The following is a 14,769-nucleotide window of genomic DNA, read 5'->3' on the forward strand; positions in this document are numbered from 1 at the left end:
GAGAATCATAGGAAATAGGAGGTTGTGGACGCATGCTTCATCATATCTCTTTCGGCGTCTCAAACATCGAACGTTCAGCGGCGTTCTACGACGCCGCTCTGGCGCCCCTCGGCTATATTCGTGTCTGGGAGGATCTGAGGCCCGGAGAAGCTGATCAGGCCGTCGGCTACGGAATTGCCGGCGGCGGCGATAAGTTTGCGATCAAATTGTGCCCGGAGGGCCAGCACGCCCCGGGACCCGGCTTTCATCTGGCCTTCGGCTCCACGAGCAGACGAGCGGTCGCCAGCTTTTATGAGGCGGCGATCGCGCACGGAGGCATCGATAACGGGGCTCCCGGTCTTCGTGCCCACTACGGACCGCATTACTTCGCGGCCTTCGTTGTCGACCCGGACGGCCACCATATCGAAGCGGTTTTCAATTCTCCCGACTAGTCGCAAGAAAAGTCAAAGTACCGCGAAAGCTTGGCGCTTCTGCGGTTGATGACGGTGCCGGATTAGCTGGCGGCGCCGACGCCGAAGGCTGCAGGGCGTCCAAGCACCCGGAAGACGGTCGAGACGATCCCGGCGCGGTCGAGACCGGCATGAGCGTTCATCACCTCGGGCTTTGCCTGTTCCATCCAGATGTCGGGCATCACAAGCGAGCGGATCTTCAAGCCGTTGTCGAGCAGGCCGTCAGCCGACAGGAACTGCATGACCTGGCTGCCGAAGCCGCCGACAGACCCTTCCTCGACGGTGATCAGGATTTCGTGGTGGCGGGCAAGCTGGCGGATCAGGTCGTGATCCAGCGGCTTGGCGAAGCGCGCATCGGCAACCGTCGTCGACAGACCGGCCGCATCCAGATCTTCGGCGGCGAGCAAACAGTCAGCCAGGCGTGTGCCGAACGACAGCAGCGCCACCTTCGCGCCTTCCTTGACGACACGGCCCTTGCCGATCTGCAGGATTTCGCCGCGGATAGGCATTTCGATGCCGACGCCTTCGCCGCGCGGATACCGGAACGAGATCGGGCCGGCATCATAGGCGGCGGCCGTGCGCACCATATGCTTCAGTTCTGCCTCATCGGATGCTGCCATGACGACGAAGCCGGGCAGGGTGGCGAGGAAAGCGGTATCGAAGGAGCCCGCATGCGTCGGGCCATCGGCGCCGACGAAACCGGCGCGGTCGATCGGGAAGCGAACCGGCAAGCCCTGGATCGCCACGTCGTGGACCACCTGGTCATAGGCGCGCTGCAGGAAGGTCGAGTACAGCGCGGCAAACGGCTTGAAGCCCTCGGCGGCAAGGCCGGCCGCGAACGTCACCGCATGCTGCTCGGCAATGCCGACATCGAAGCACCGCGACGGGAAGAGGCTGGCGAGCTTGTCGAGGCCGGTACCGTTCGGCATGGCGGCGGTGATGCCGACGATCTTGTCGTCGAGCTCGGCTTCCTGCACCAGCGCTTCGGCGAAGACGCTCGTGTAGCTCGGTGCATTCGGCTTCACCTTCGCCTGCGCGCCGGTGATGACATCGAACTTGTTGACGCCGTGATACTTGTCGGCAGCGGCTTCCGCCGGCGCATAGCCCTTACCCTTCTGCGTCACGACATGGATCAGGACCGGGCCGTTGGCATGGTCGCGCACATTGCGCAGCACTGGAAGCAAATGCTCGAAGGAGTGACCGTCGATCGGTCCGATGTGGTAGAAACCCATCTCCTCGAACATGGTCCCGCCGGTCACATAGCCCCGCGCATGCTCCACGGCGCGGGTGATGGCGCGGTCGACGTTCTTGCCGAGATAGGCGGTCAGCTTCTTGCCGAAATCGCGGAAGCCCATGTAGGTGCGCCCGGAGGCGAGGCGTGCGAGATAAGCGCTCATCGCGCCGGTCGGAGGCGCAATCGACATGTCGTTGTCGTTGAGGATGACGATCAGCCGGGCGTCGAGCGCGCCTGCATTGTTGAGCGCCTCATAGGCCATACCGGCCGACATCGCTCCATCGCCGATCACGGCGATCACGCGGCGGTCGGTCTTGTCGAGGTCCGAGGCAACAGCCATGCCGAGACCGGCGGAAATCGACGTCGAGGAGTGAGCGGCGCCGAACGGGTCGTATTCGCTTTCGGCGCGACGCGTGAAGCCCGATAGACCGTCCTCTTGACGCAGCGTGCGGATGCGGTCACGACGGCCGGTGAGGATCTTGTGCGGATAGCACTGATGCCCGACATCGAAGATCAGCCGGTCGTCAGGCGTGTTGAAGACGTTGTGGATGGCGATCGTCAGCTCGACGACGCCGAGGCCGGCGCCCAGATGCCCACCGGTCTTCGATACCGCATCGATCATCTCGTCGCGGACTTCGCGCGCCAGCTGCGGCAGGTCGCGATCCTCCAGCTTTCGGAGGTCGGCTGGATAGGTCACCTTGTCCAGCAGCGGCGTCTTCGGCGGTTGTGTCACGGGTGGGCGCTCTTTCTTGTCTTTCTTGGGCGGGATGCCTTTAAGCCATAAAATGCGGTGAAAAAAGTCGATTTCAAGAACGGCTGTACCTCCTTTCTAAAGGAGATCAGCCTTCCGGCAAAGGTATGAATTCTTCTTCGTCCCCCGGAACGATGTCGAACTTGCCAGTCCGCCACTCTTCCTTTGCCTTTTCGATGCGCTCTTTCGAGGAGGAAACGAAGTTCCACCAGATGTAGCGTTTCGAGTTCAGCGCCGCTCCGCCGAACAGCATGAGATGACAGCCCTGGCTGCCCGCTTCGAGGGTAATCTGGTCGCCGGGACGGAAGACGAGCAGCTGGTCGGCGGCAAACCTGTCGCCCGATATCACGACTTCGCCCGACAGCACGTAGGCTGCCCGCTCCTCGTGCGCAGCGGCGAAGGGAAACATCACGCCGGGTTCGAGACTGATGTCGACATAGAGCGTGTCCGAAAACACCTTCACCGGAGATTTCATCCCCTCGAAGTCGCCGATCACGACGCGCCCGCGCATGCCGCGTTCGTCGATGACAGGCATGTCCGCCTTTTCGGTATGCGTAAAGGAGGGATCGATCTCCTCCTTGTCATCGGGCAGCGCCAGCCAGGTCTGCAGGCCCGACATCAACAGCGGGTGTCCGCGCAGGTTGTCGGGCGTGCGCTCCGAATGGACGATGCCACGTCCCGCTGTCATCAGGTTGATGTCGCCCGGGCGGATGACCTTCTCGGTACCGAGGCTATCCAGATGCCGGATCTCGCCGTCGAAGAGGTAGGTGACCGTCGAAAGCCCGATATGCGGATGCGGCCGGACATCCAGCGCCTCGTTCGGCTTCAGGATCGCCGGCCCCATGCGGTCGAAGAAGATGAACGGCCCGACGAGCCGCCGTTGCCGTGTCGGCAGCGCTCGACGAACCTGGAAGCCGCCGAGATCGCTGGTGCGCGGGATGATCAGGTTTTCGATCGCGTCGCAGGCGAAGGCATCGCCGGGCAGGGGGTCTTTACCGGGGAAGAAGGACATCGCAGGTCTCCGATGAGCGTTCGTTCTACGCTAGCCCGATTGACGATAGCGGACTAGGGAAACTTGTCGCCCGAAAGGCGACGCTCCGTTCTGGATGATGACGATTTCAGTTGCGTCTGCTTATGCGCCGTCCAGCGGCTCCACGCCCTGCGGCTTGCCCGATCGGTCGAGACGGATCTTTTCGATGCGGTTTTCGGCGGCCGAAAGCAGCGTTTCGCAATGCTTCTTCAGCGCTTCGCCGCGCTCGTAGATCTCGATGGATTCGTCCAGCGCCACGTCGCCGCGTTCCAGGCGGGCGACGATGCTTTCGAGTTCTGCCACGGCCTTCTCGAACGAAAGACCGGAAACCTCCGGCTTGGCGCTGTCAGTCATACTCAACCCTTCATCATTCTGAGAATATGCAGGCCGGCCGATTCGGCGAGGCCTTCGAGATCATAGCCGCCTTCCAGAAGGCTGACGACCCGGTTTCCGGCACTTTTGTCGGCGACCTCGAGCAACCGCCCGGTCGCCCAATCGAAATCCTCGCCGACGAGATTGATCTGCGCCAGCGGATCGCGGTGATGCGCATCGAAGCCGGCCGAGATGATGATCAGGTCCGGACGGAAATCGAAGAGGGCCGGAAGCACCCGCGACTTGAACGCCTCGCGAAAATGATCGCTGCCGACATTGGGCGATAGCGGCGCGTTGACGATGGTTCCATGCTTGCCGCTTTCGTCCTTCGCGCCGCTGCCGGGGTATAGCGGCATCTGGTGCGTCGAGCAGAAGAGAACCGAGGGATCGTCCCAGAAGATGTCCTGCGTGCCATTGCCGTGGTGAACGTCCCAGTCGACGATGGCGACGCGCTCTGCGCCGTGCACTTTTTGCGCATGGCGGGCGGCGATGGCGGCATTGTTGAAGAAGCAGAAGCCCATCGCCTTCGATTTCTCGGCGTGGTGGCCGGGCGGACGCGATGCGACGAAGACGTTGTCGGCCCTGCCGGTGAAGACGTCGTCAACGGCGGCCATGGCTGCACCGACGCCCGTCAAGGCCGCCTGCAGGCTCTTCGGGCTAGCATAGGTATCGGCCTCCAGCTGATTGATCTCGCCGTCTACCTCGGGGATCTGCCGCATGACCGCCAGCAGATGCTCTTCCGGGTGCGCGAGGAGAACGGCATCTTCGTTCGCCTGCGGGGCCTGCTTGCGCTCAAGCCGCTCGAAGTTCGGATGCTCAAGCGCGACGTTGATTGCGCGCAGGCGATCCGATCGTTCGGGATGACCGTCGGGCGTTACATGTTCCAGGAAGATCGGATGTTCGTAAAGGCGGGTGCTCATCTCTTCACTCTATCTCCCGGTCCCGTCATGATCCACAGCAGATGGCGCATGGGAACCCGATTTCAACAAGCCGCTTTGTCGCGCTCCCGTTACCTGGTGCGTTTACTTACACGGCGCGCGACGCTACTCTCGCCGGCGGGGAATTCGGTAAAAAGATCAATGAACTCGACCACGCGCTCCAACTCCGTGCAGATGCACGTTCCGTTCCGGGACGTCGATATGAACGGCCGGATGTTCCTGGGGTCCTATATCTCCCATGCGGAATCCGTTCTGGCGAATTTCTGGTCGCTCCGGCCCGATGTTGCCGATGAGCCGGTTTACGTCGCGAGCAAGGCGACATGCATCCTTCATCGACCCTTGCATTACGACGAGAAGGTGGTTTTCACCGCATCGGTCGACAAGATCGGCATGCGGTCCGTGGGCTTCATGATCAGCGTCGACATGGGAGGCGAACGCGCCGCCGAAGTCGAGATCATCTGGCGGGCGCTCTCGCCCGAGGACCGTACGCCGGTCGCGCTCCCCGAAGTGACGCGCGACTGGCTCTATAGCTTTGTGAATTGACGCCTAACGACTTTAGCGACGAGCGGGCAGCAGCGGGTAGCCGGCCATGACGGCGCGACCGACCAGCGCAGCGACAAACGCCTTGAGAACGTCGCCGGGGATGAAGGCCATCGATCCGAAAAAAGCCTTGCCGAAACCGAGGCCGCCGACGGTGGCGAGATAGCTGATGCCGCAGGCGTAAAGCACGACGATCCCGCCGATCATGGCAGCAAGGAAAAAGCCGATCGTCTGTATGGTCGTGCTCTGGTCCGGGTTGACCAGGCGTTCGCTGAGGTAGCCTGTGGTCAGCGCGGCGAGCACCCAGCCGATCAGGAAGCCCGACGTCGGTGCGGCGAAGGCGGCAAGCCCGCCGCGTCCGCCGGACAACACCGGCAGGCCGATCGCGACAAGCACCAGCACGATGAGAACAGCGACGGTACCACGGCGCGCGCCGAGCACGACGCCGGCCATCATCACGCCCAGCGACTGGGCAGTGATCGGCACCGGAATGAAGCCGAGCGTGATCGGCGGCAGAATGCCGAGCGCAACGATGATCGCGGCGAAGAGGGCGCAAAGAACGAGGTCGCGAGTGCTCATGGGGGCTCCGTAATTGACGATTGGCTAAATCACATGCCGCCGAATGCCGCGTGCGTCAATCGCGGCTGCGATATTATCCGCATCCCTCAGCGTCAGGATGAGAAGCGGCACAAGAATGGTGGTTGGTCTGAGCTTCAGGCCACGCGCCGCATGGGCCTCGCGTATTGCCTGATAGCGCCCAAGAATTTCCGGCACGAAGCGAACGACGAGCCCGACGGCGAGGCCGATGTCATCAGCCTGAACGAGGCCGGTACGCTCAAGCGGGCGGGCAAGCGTCGTCACTTCATCGATGAAGGCGGTTATCGTTGTCGTCGCCGTGACACTCGCGGCGAACAACATGAGCGCCGTGAGGCGCAGCAATGCGACGACAGCCTGATGCCAGGGATTGAATGCGAGGCTGAACAGGGCCACGACCAGGATGGTCAGCAAGATCGGCTTCAGCCGCGTGAAGGCTGTTGTCAGCGACAGCCCGAGCGTGAAGTAGACGGCTGCCGTCAGGATGACGGCTGCTCCAAGTACGACGATGTTCGTCGTGACAAACAACAGGACGCCGAGGGCGGCAATGATGAGAAGCTTGGCCCGCGCGCCCAGCCGATGCATGAGACTGCTGCCTTCGACGAAAAGCGACTGCATCAGGCCGCGATCTCCCTGTAGTAACGGACGGCTTCCGCTTCCGCCGCGTCGGCGACGAGGGCTCCCTGGTGAAACACCAGCACCCGCTCGTATCCGGAAAGAAGATCGAGATCGTGGGTAATGACGATCGCGCTTTCGGTCAGATCCTCGACCAGCCTTTGCACATAGCCGCGATTGCGAAGATCGAGCTGGTTGGTCGGCTCGTCCAGGATAAGAATGCTGGGACCGGTGGCGAGCACCGAGCACAGTGCCGCAAGCTGCAGCTCTCCGCCCGAAAGTTCGTGCGCACGCCTGTCCGCCAGATGCTCCGCCTTGAAACGGCGCAAAACCGCATCCACCCGGATGTCGATTTCAGGCTTGCTCAACCCGCGGCTTTTCAGGCCGAATGCGATGTCATCGCGAACGATAGGCAGGATGATCTGGTTCTGCGGCGATTGAAAAATGAAGCCGACATCCGTCGAAACCGACTTGTCCTCCGACGTATCGCGGCCATTGACGATGACGCGACCGCCGGTTGGTTTGGTCAGGCCGTTGATCAGCCGCGCGAACGTCGTCTTTCCGGAGCCGTTCAAGCCGATGACGCCGATGCGCGGCTCGGTCAGTTCCAGGCTCAACGGCAGGAGCGCAACGCGCGAGCCATACGTGACCTCAGCGCTTTCGAAGCGGATATTCAATCGATCCCCCGTGTCCTGATCCGCCGCTCCTATAACCCAATCCGGCGCTTCGGACACGAAAAACGTCACGCCATCGGAAATCACATTATTCGGGTGGCTAGGAAGATTTTCCCGCATATGATGAACCCATGACGACTCTCGTTTCGAACTCCGACGCCCGCCGTGTCTTTCTCGCGAAACAGGGCCTGAGCGTTCCGCCGAATACCGCCCTGAGCAAACAGGGCCTGTTGGAGCTGATCCGCGACCTCGGCTTCGTGCAGGTCGACAGCATCCAGACGGTCGAGCGCGCCCATCACCAGATCCTGTTTTCGCGCAATCAGACCTACAAGCGCGAGCACCTGACGGCGCTGCTCGAGAAGGATGGCGCGCTCTTCGAACACTGGACGCACGACGCGTCGATCCTGCCGAGCGCGTTCTTCAAGTACTGGAAGCACAAGTTCCGGCGGCAGGAAGAGGTGCTCATCAAGCGCTGGCGCAAATGGCAGGGCGAAGGTTTCGAGCACGCGTTCGACGAAACCTACGAGCGCGTTGTCGCCAACGGCGCCATTCTTGCCCGCGAGATCAAGGCGGACGGACATGTATCCGGCGGCTGGTGGAACTGGCATCCCAACAAGACGGCCCTCGAATACTACTGGCACACCGGCAAGTTCGCGATCGCCGGCCGGTCGAATTTCCAAAAGATCTACGATCTTGTCGAGCGCGTCATCCCCGCCGAGTTCCACGAACCCGAAGTGAGCAAAGAGGAGTTTGTCGATTGGGCTTGTCGTAGCGCTCTGACGCGGCTTGGCTTCGCAACCCATGGCGAAATCGCAGCCTTCTGGGATCTGCTGACGCCCGAGGAAGCAAAGCGCTGGGTCGCGGAGCATCGCGACGAGCTCATCGAGATCCTGATCGAACCGGCCCTTGGCGGCAAGCCGCGCCCGTCATGGGCGTTCGCATCGCTGCTTTCGACGCTTGAATCGGTGCCCGACGCACCGGCGCGCATTCGCGTGCTCAGCCCATTCGATCCGATGATCCGCGATCGCAACCGCACCGAACGCCTGTTCGGCTTCTTCTACCGTATCGAGATTTTCGTGCCGGAACCGAAGCGGGAGTATGGCTACTACGTCTTCCCGCTCCTGGAAGGCGACCGGCTGATTGGCCGCATCGACATGAAAGCCGACCGCAAGCGCGGAACGCTTGATGTCAGGAAACTGTGGCTTGAGTCCGGTGTACGCCCGTCAGCAGGACGGATCGAAAAGCTGATCGCCGAACTTGACCGGCTGGCCAAGTTCGCCGGTGTTGAACAGGTCGTTCTGATCGATGGTTGGCAGGAGCCGAACGGCGCCCGCCGATAGTCGAAATTTTAGGAAAATTCGTCGCGATTACAAAGAATTAATGTTGATGCGCGCTTTACCATGCTTTTCCTGAACTCGTTAAGAGCCAGCTGCCTAGATTGGCTGCATGAAAGCACGAGCTATCAAATTCGCCGCTTTGGCGGCACTGAACAGCCTTCGCCGTGAGGTGAGAGCCCTGCTGCGCAAGCGGCGCGATGCGCGCGCCGCTACGATCGTCACACGGGCCGGACGGCTGGCGAAGATGCAACCGTTGACGGTAAAATCGACGCTGATCGATGCGGTCTATTTCAGCCAGGAGGACGGCCGGCTTCGCGTCTGCCTCAGCAACGGCGAAGAGCGGCAGTTCGAAGGCGTGGCCGAAGCCCAGGTGGTCGCCATGGTCACCTCGCATTCGCCGGGACGATACTACATCGAGAACGTCCGCGACCGATTCAAGCGCATCGCCGCCTAAGGTCGTTGCCGGCAGAATCTAGAGCGCCGTGCGTCCTTAGGGACGCACAAAGGACGCTCTATCTTGTTTAATTTACGCATTAGGCCTTCCGAAAACCGATTCCGGCTTTCGGGCCCCTCAACAAATCTCCGTCTTCGAAATCTTGATGCCGAAGCCTTCGAGGCCGACGTAGTGGCGCTCGCGGGTCGTCAGCAGCTCGATCGAGGTCACGCCGAGATCCTTGAGGATCTGCGCACCCAGACCGATTTCCAGCCATTCGTTTTCACGCGCCTGCGCTTCCGCGTGCGTATCGCGGCCCTGCGTGCGCCCCTTGCGGCCGTTGTTCTGGTGTCCGACGCCGACGGATCCTTCGCGAAGATAGACGATCACGCCGCGACCTTCCTCGGCGATCTTCTTCATGTAGTGGTCGACGGGACGCCGCTTGCCGAACAGATCCTCGGCGACGTTCTCCGTGTGCAGGCGCACCGGGATGTCGATGCCGTCTCTGATGTCGCCGAAGACGACGGCGAGATGCTGCATCGGATCCCAGGGCAGCGAATAGCTGTGTGCCTTGGCCTTGCCGAACGGGGTCTCCACGTCGAAGCTCGTGTGGAGCTCGATGAGGGTTTCCTTGCGCTGGCGGTAGGCGATCAGATCGGCAACGGATACGAGCTTGAGGCCATGCTGTTCCGCGAAGTCGACGACCTGAGGGCCGCGCGTGACCGTGCCGTCATCGTTGACGAGTTCGCAGATCACGCCGATCGGCGGAAGGCCGGCCAGCCTGCAGAGATCGACGGCAGCTTCCGTGTGACCCGAGCGCATCAGAACGCCGCCTTCGCGGGCGACGAGCGGGAAGATGTGGCCTGGGCGGACGAAATCGGAAGGGCCGACATTCGGGTTGGCGAGATTGCGCACCGTCAGCGTGCGGTCCTCGGCGGAAATGCCCGTCGTCGTGCCGTGCTTGAAATCGACCGTCACCGTGAAGGCTGTCGTGTGCGCAGAGTCGTTTTCGGCAACCATGGCATTGAGGTTGAGGCGCTTGGCCTCCTCCTTCGGCATGGGCGTGCAGACGATGCCGGAGGTGTGGCGAACGATGAAGGCCATCTTCTCCGGCGTGCAGTGCACGGCGGCGACGATCAGGTCACCTTCGTTCTCGCGGTCGTCATCATCGACGACGACAACGATTTCGCCGGCCTCGAAAGCTCGGATCGCATCGACGACGCGTTTCTGGTCATAAGACATGCGGGCTTTTCCTATTTCAGTCGGCCGGTCTGGCCACGGTCACGAAGATAGTGGTCGGCGATCGCGCATGCGACCATGGCTTCGCCGATCGGAACCGCGCGGATGCCGACGCATGGATCATGCCGCCCCTTGGTGCGGACATCGACATTCTTGCCGTCCGAATCGATGGACTGCCGTTCGGTCAGGATCGATGATGTCGGCTTGATCGCGAAGCGAGCGATGACAGGCTGGCCGGTGGAAATGCCGCCGAGAATTCCCCCAGCATTGTTGGACAGGAAGAGCGGCGTGCCGTCATTGCCCATGCGCATCTCGTCGGCGTTCTCTTCGCCGGTGATTTCGGCGGCTCCGAAGCCGTTGCCGATTTCGACGCCCTTGACGGCGTTGATCGACATCAGAAGCGACGCGATATCCTGATCGAGCTTGCTGTAGATCGGCGCACCGAGGCCGGCCGGAACCCCTTCGGCAACCATTTCCACGACAGCGCCGATCGAGGAGCCGCTCTTGCGGATCCCGTCTAGATACTCTTCCCAGACAGGCACGATTTCCGGATCCGGCGAGAAGAACGGGTTGTTGTCGACTTGATCCCAATCCCAGTTCTGGCGATTGATCTTGTGCTTGCCGATCTGGATCAGCGCGCCGCGCACCTTCACGCCGGGGACCACGAGCCTGGCGATCCCACCGGCGGCCACACGGGCAGCCGTTTCGCGCGCCGAGGAGCGACCGCCGCCGCGATAATCGCGGATGCCGTACTTCAGATCGTAGGTGTAATCAGCGTGACCCGGCCGGTACTGCCGTGCGATCTCGCCGTAATCCTTCGAGCGCTGGTCGGTGTTCTCGATCAGCATGGAGATCGGCGTTCCCGTGCTGATCATGGTTTCGCCGTCGGCATCGAACATGACGCCGGAGAGAACCTTCACAAGGTCAGCTTCGCGGCGCTGGGTGACGAAGCGCGACTGTCCGGGCTTGCGCTTGTCCAGCCAGACCTGAAGGTCCTCCAGCTTGAAGCGCAGGCCCGGAGGGCAGCCATCAACGACGCAGCCGAGAGCCGGGCCGTGGCTTTCGCCCCAGGTTGTTACGCGGAAGAGGTGACCGAATGTATTGTGCGACATATGTTCCGACCGGATCGCGCGCCGATCGTCGCCGGCAGCGCCATTCTTTGAAAAGCGCGACACTCATAGGCCAAAAAGACGCGTCGGCAAACGCCTTTCTTTGCGCGGAAACCGCGGTTCCGGGAAATGCTGTTTCCACAAAAAGCGAACGCTGGCCTCAGGAGGCGAGCCGCCACGTCTGTCCCGCGGCGGCGGTCGTGAAGTCGGTGTAGGAGAGGGGAGGCGAAAACGCATAACCCTGCAGCAGGTCGCAGCCGAGCGTGTGCAGGAGAGCGGCGTGGGCCGCTGTCTCGACGCCCTCGGCAACGGTCTCGACGCCAAGCGAGCGAGCGATATCGATAATCGAGCTGACGAGCGTCCGCTCCTGCGGCGAGTGGACGATCGGTTGAACCAGCTGGCGGTCGATCTTCAGCCGTTTCGGCTTCAGTTTCAAAAGGCTCACGATCGAGGTGTGACCTGTCCCGAAGTCGTCGATCTCGATGTCGATGCCGAGCGATTTGATCTGGTCGAGGTTGTGGGCCGCGATATCCTCGCTTTCGTCGAGGAAGATGGATTCCACCAGTTCGAAGGAAATCTCGCCCGGACGGATATAGAGGTTGCGCAGCGAGTCGATGAGGCTTTCGTCGTGCAGGCGCCGCGCCGAGACATTCACCGAAACCTTCGGGATGGAAATTCCGAGCGCCGCCCAGCGCATCTTGTCCCGCAGTACAGAATCCAGAACCAGCCGATCCAGCGTTTGAACGACGTTGATCTCGTCCGCGATCTTCAGGAACTTGTCCGGCGTCAGCAGGCCTCTGGAAGGATGGTTCCAGCGCACAAGCGCTTCCGCCCCGATCAGCTCGTTCGTGCGGGCACTGAACTGCGGCTGGTACCAGGCGGTAAACTCGCCGTTCTCGATGCCGGACAGAATCTCGTCGGCCAGCCGCTTGTTGTTGATGATGTCGGCCTGGAGATTGTGGTTGAAGAACTGGTAGCGGTTGCGGCCCTGGCTCTTCGCCCGATAGAGCGCGATGTCGGCGTTGATCAGCACCTTGCGGGCATCGACATGCACGCCGTTGGCAAGCGCGATGCCGATCGACACGCCGCATCGGCAGGCAAAGCCCTGGAAGTCGATCGGCTGCCGCATTTCCTCGATGATGCGCCCGGCAAGCGCCGCCATGTCGGCGTCGCTTGCGTGGAGCGAAAGGATGACGAATTCGTCGCCGCCGATGCGGGCGACGATGTCGTTGGGGCCGAGGCTGCGCGACAACACCCGGGAAGCGTGGACCAGCATCGAGTCGCCGGCGGCGTGGCCGAGCGTGTCGTTGATTTCCTTGAAGCGATCGAGGTCGATATGAAGGATGGCGAATTTCTGCCGCGTGCCTCGGCCTTCGCGCGTCAACTTTTCAAGCGCGATGTCGAGCTTGCGCCGGTTGGCGAGCCCGGTCAGCGGATCGTGCAGGGAGTTGTGCTCGATGCGGTCCTTGGCCATCTCAAGTTCGATGTTCTTGGCGATCGCCTCGTCCTTCGCCGCCTTCAGCTGCGCCGTCATCAAGGCGTCTTCGGTCACGTCGAAGGCAACGCCGATGATCTTCAGCTGGCCGCTCGGCGTCTGGTGAACTTTGCCGCTCGACCGGACGTAGCGCAGCGTTCCCTCGGGCGTCGGAACCCGGCAGACCAACGTGTGGTGGTCGCCAAGTTTCTTGAAGTGGCGGGCGCTTTCGATGGCGAGAGGACGATCCTCCTCGAGAATGCAGGAGAGCCATTTTTCCTCGTTCATGAAGCCTGCTTTCGGCTCCAGTCCGTAGAGCTCATGCATGCGATCATCCCAGAAGGAGCCGCCCTGTTCCGCTTCGAAGCTCGCCTCCCAGATACCACACTGGTAGGAATCGAGCGCCAGGTCGAGCTTGCCGGAGAGTTCGGCCAGCTGGGCCTCGCGGTAGGAAAGCTCGTCGAGCGCAAGCTCGAGCTCCGCGTTCTTGATGTCGCTGGTTTCCTTCGACTTGCGCAGCGTTTCGGCGGCGAGCGCGTCGGTAGTGACATCCCAGACGATGCCGATGACTTTGCTGGCGCCCGTTGCGTCGGTGTAAAGCGAGCCGACCGAGCGCAGGTAGCGAACCGAACCATCGTCGAGGCGGACGCGATATTGTGTCTTGTAGGACGACGATTCCGCGATCTGTTCGTTGAGTGAGTTCAGTTCGGCGACCCCGCGATCCTCGGCAACCAGGGTTTCCAGCCAGTCTTCGCGCGTGTAGTTGCCGTCCAGAGCCTGCTTGCCGTGAAGGGCCGCTGCGCGCGCATCGCAGAACAGCGTGTTGCCGTCGTCGCGCAGCTCCCAGATACCGATCTTCGATGATTCCAGTGCCAGGTCGAGGCGCTGCGAGAGCTCCAATAGCGCTGCCTCGCGGGTCTTCAGGCGGGTGATGTTGCGGTTGCGTTCACCAAGCAGCAGCGTCGCGAAGAACACCGGTATGACCGTGACGCAGCCGGCGATGAGGATGATCACACGCAGTGTCAGCTGGTTCTCGGGAACCGCGTTCCAGCCGGCCTTCGGCACCGCCGCGATCTCCCATCGGCCGCTGGCGAAGTTGATCTTCCGGGTCAGCGGCTGCTTGCCGAGAACGTCTGTATCGCCGAAGAACGGCGTGGAGGCACGATCTGCGACGCTGAGATCGCGTACGGCGATCGCCAGGTGATCGAGATGCGGGTATTTCTCCTGGTTCTCGCTGTTGCGGGCCGCCAGCAAGCCGGTGTTCTGGTAGAACATGTTGGCGTCGGTCACCACCTCGACCGCACCCCAAACACGACGCTGCCCGTCCTCCTTCACGTAGACAGGGAAGAAGATGGCGAAGGTTTCCTTGCCTTCCTTATCCCGGGTAGGGCCATAAAAGCGCGCCTGCTGGTTGCCAGTATAGCGACCGACCGGCTGCAGCTGCATCATGGTTTCGCGGACGTCCTTGCCCAACCGGTCAGGTGCCGACGAGGAGGGGAACACCGAGCTGACGGTGAAATCAGGGGCAATGGCGACTTGGACGAAGTGCGGGTTCTGGATCAGCAGCCAGTTGATCTGGCGCTCGAGTTCCTCGCTGTTCGCGGATGAGTTGATCGCGACCATGTTCGCAAGGTCGCGCACCACGGTGATATCCATGTTGATCTGCGCCGTTACGCGCGCACGAATCAAGCCGACTTCGTTTTCGGTACGAATAGTCGTTTCGCGAAGGTGAGCAGCAGTATTGGCTCGGTCGAGCGCAACGCCCACAAGCACGACAATAATGGCAACGATGCTGGATATCAGAAAGGATATGTGGGTCTTGCGAATGACGCGCCGCAACCTGCTTCTGTCCATGTGGCGGAATAACAAACCCAGTCTCCCTATGTATGGTGTGACTGTAGAGAGAAGCGGTTAATTTACGATTTCCCCTCGCTAATATTTGAACGTCCGCATGTGCAACTTACGCGATCGTAAACGGAA

The 14,769-nt window shown here is 61.6% G+C and carries 14 protein-coding genes; 4 read left to right on the plus strand and 10 right to left on the minus strand.

Annotated features, from left to right (window positions below; all coding sequences use genetic code 11):
- Positions 1-32 precede the first annotated feature (32 nt).
- Positions 33-431 (plus strand): VOC family protein, encoded by a 399-nt coding sequence (locus tag ASE04_RS25695; RefSeq protein ID WP_056824737.1) that lies wholly within the window; start codon positions 33-35, stop codon positions 429-431.
- 62 nt (positions 432-493) lie between these two features.
- Here the strand turns inward: ASE04_RS25695 and dxs are convergent, their stop codons facing one another.
- From dxs to ASE04_RS25715, 4 genes are all read right to left on the minus strand, one after another.
- Positions 494-2,416 (minus strand): 1-deoxy-D-xylulose-5-phosphate synthase, encoded by a 1,923-nt coding sequence (gene dxs / locus ASE04_RS25700; protein ID WP_056824739.1) that lies wholly within the window; start codon positions 2,414-2,416, stop codon positions 494-496.
- A gap of 106 nt (positions 2,417-2,522) precedes the next feature.
- A complete protein-coding gene (locus tag ASE04_RS25705; protein ID WP_056824742.1) occupies positions 2,523-3,446 on the minus strand; it encodes a pirin family protein in 924 nt (307 codons plus the stop codon).
- Positions 3,447-3,566: 120 nt separating this feature from the next.
- Complete coding sequence (locus ASE04_RS25710; RefSeq protein WP_025582353.1) at positions 3,567-3,818, minus strand: exodeoxyribonuclease VII small subunit; 252 nt, start codon at positions 3,816-3,818, stop codon at positions 3,567-3,569.
- Between the two features lie 2 nt (positions 3,819-3,820).
- Positions 3,821-4,756, minus strand: a complete 936-nt coding sequence (locus tag ASE04_RS25715; protein WP_056824746.1) for a histone deacetylase family protein — start codon at positions 4,754-4,756, stop codon at positions 3,821-3,823.
- Positions 4,757-4,915: 159 nt separating this feature from the next.
- Here ASE04_RS25715 and ASE04_RS25720 point away from each other — a divergent pair, with 159 nt between their 5' ends.
- A complete protein-coding gene (locus ASE04_RS25720; RefSeq protein WP_056824748.1) occupies positions 4,916-5,317 on the plus strand; it encodes an acyl-CoA thioesterase in 402 nt (133 codons plus the stop codon).
- Positions 5,318-5,329: 12 nt separating this feature from the next.
- Here ASE04_RS25720 and ASE04_RS25725 read toward each other — a convergent pair whose 3' ends face one another.
- The 3 genes from ASE04_RS25725 to ASE04_RS25735 are packed head-to-tail and all read right to left on the minus strand — an operon-like array spanning position 5,330 to position 7,200.
- Positions 5,330-5,893, minus strand: a complete 564-nt coding sequence (locus tag ASE04_RS25725; RefSeq protein WP_056824751.1) for a biotin transporter BioY — start codon at positions 5,891-5,893, stop codon at positions 5,330-5,332.
- Between the two features lie 24 nt (positions 5,894-5,917).
- Entirely contained in the window at positions 5,918-6,526 is a 609-nt protein-coding gene (locus tag ASE04_RS25730) for a CbiQ family ECF transporter T component (protein ID WP_056824753.1), read from the minus strand.
- Positions 6,526-7,200: an energy-coupling factor ABC transporter ATP-binding protein gene (locus tag ASE04_RS25735; RefSeq protein WP_056825763.1), complete on the minus strand. Its 675-nt coding sequence runs from the start codon at positions 7,198-7,200 to the stop codon at positions 6,526-6,528. The genes ASE04_RS25730 and ASE04_RS25735 overlap by 1 nt, the downstream gene beginning before the upstream one ends.
- Positions 7,201-7,328: 128 nt before the next feature.
- On the opposite strand from ASE04_RS25735, the gene ASE04_RS25740 reads away from it, so the two are divergent.
- Both ASE04_RS25740 and ASE04_RS32300 read left to right on the plus strand, forming a co-directional pair.
- Positions 7,329-8,537 (plus strand): winged helix-turn-helix domain-containing protein, encoded by a 1,209-nt coding sequence (locus ASE04_RS25740; protein ID WP_056824757.1) that lies wholly within the window; start codon positions 7,329-7,331, stop codon positions 8,535-8,537.
- Positions 8,538-8,643: 106 nt separating this feature from the next.
- Positions 8,644-8,988 (plus strand): KTSC domain-containing protein, encoded by a 345-nt coding sequence (locus ASE04_RS32300; protein ID WP_082597479.1) that lies wholly within the window; start codon positions 8,644-8,646, stop codon positions 8,986-8,988.
- A gap of 117 nt (positions 8,989-9,105) precedes the next feature.
- Here the strand turns inward: ASE04_RS32300 and ribB are convergent, their stop codons facing one another.
- From ribB to ASE04_RS25760, 3 genes are all read right to left on the minus strand, one after another.
- Positions 9,106-10,209, minus strand: a complete 1,104-nt coding sequence (gene ribB / locus ASE04_RS25750) for a 3,4-dihydroxy-2-butanone-4-phosphate synthase (RefSeq protein ID WP_056824759.1) — start codon at positions 10,207-10,209, stop codon at positions 9,106-9,108.
- Between the two features lie 11 nt (positions 10,210-10,220).
- Complete coding sequence (gene aroC / locus ASE04_RS25755) at positions 10,221-11,318, minus strand: chorismate synthase (RefSeq protein WP_056825768.1); 1,098 nt, start codon at positions 11,316-11,318, stop codon at positions 10,221-10,223.
- Between the two features lie 157 nt (positions 11,319-11,475).
- The gene (locus ASE04_RS25760) at positions 11,476-14,658 is read right to left on the minus strand and encodes a bifunctional diguanylate cyclase/phosphodiesterase (RefSeq protein WP_082597481.1); all 3,183 of its coding nucleotides are present in this window, start codon (positions 14,656-14,658) and stop codon (positions 11,476-11,478) included.
- Positions 14,659-14,769 lie beyond the last annotated feature (111 nt).

Origin of the sequence: Rhizobium sp. Root708 (assembly GCF_001429725.1) — a bacterium.
GTDB lineage: Bacteria > Pseudomonadota > Alphaproteobacteria > Rhizobiales > Rhizobiaceae > Rhizobium.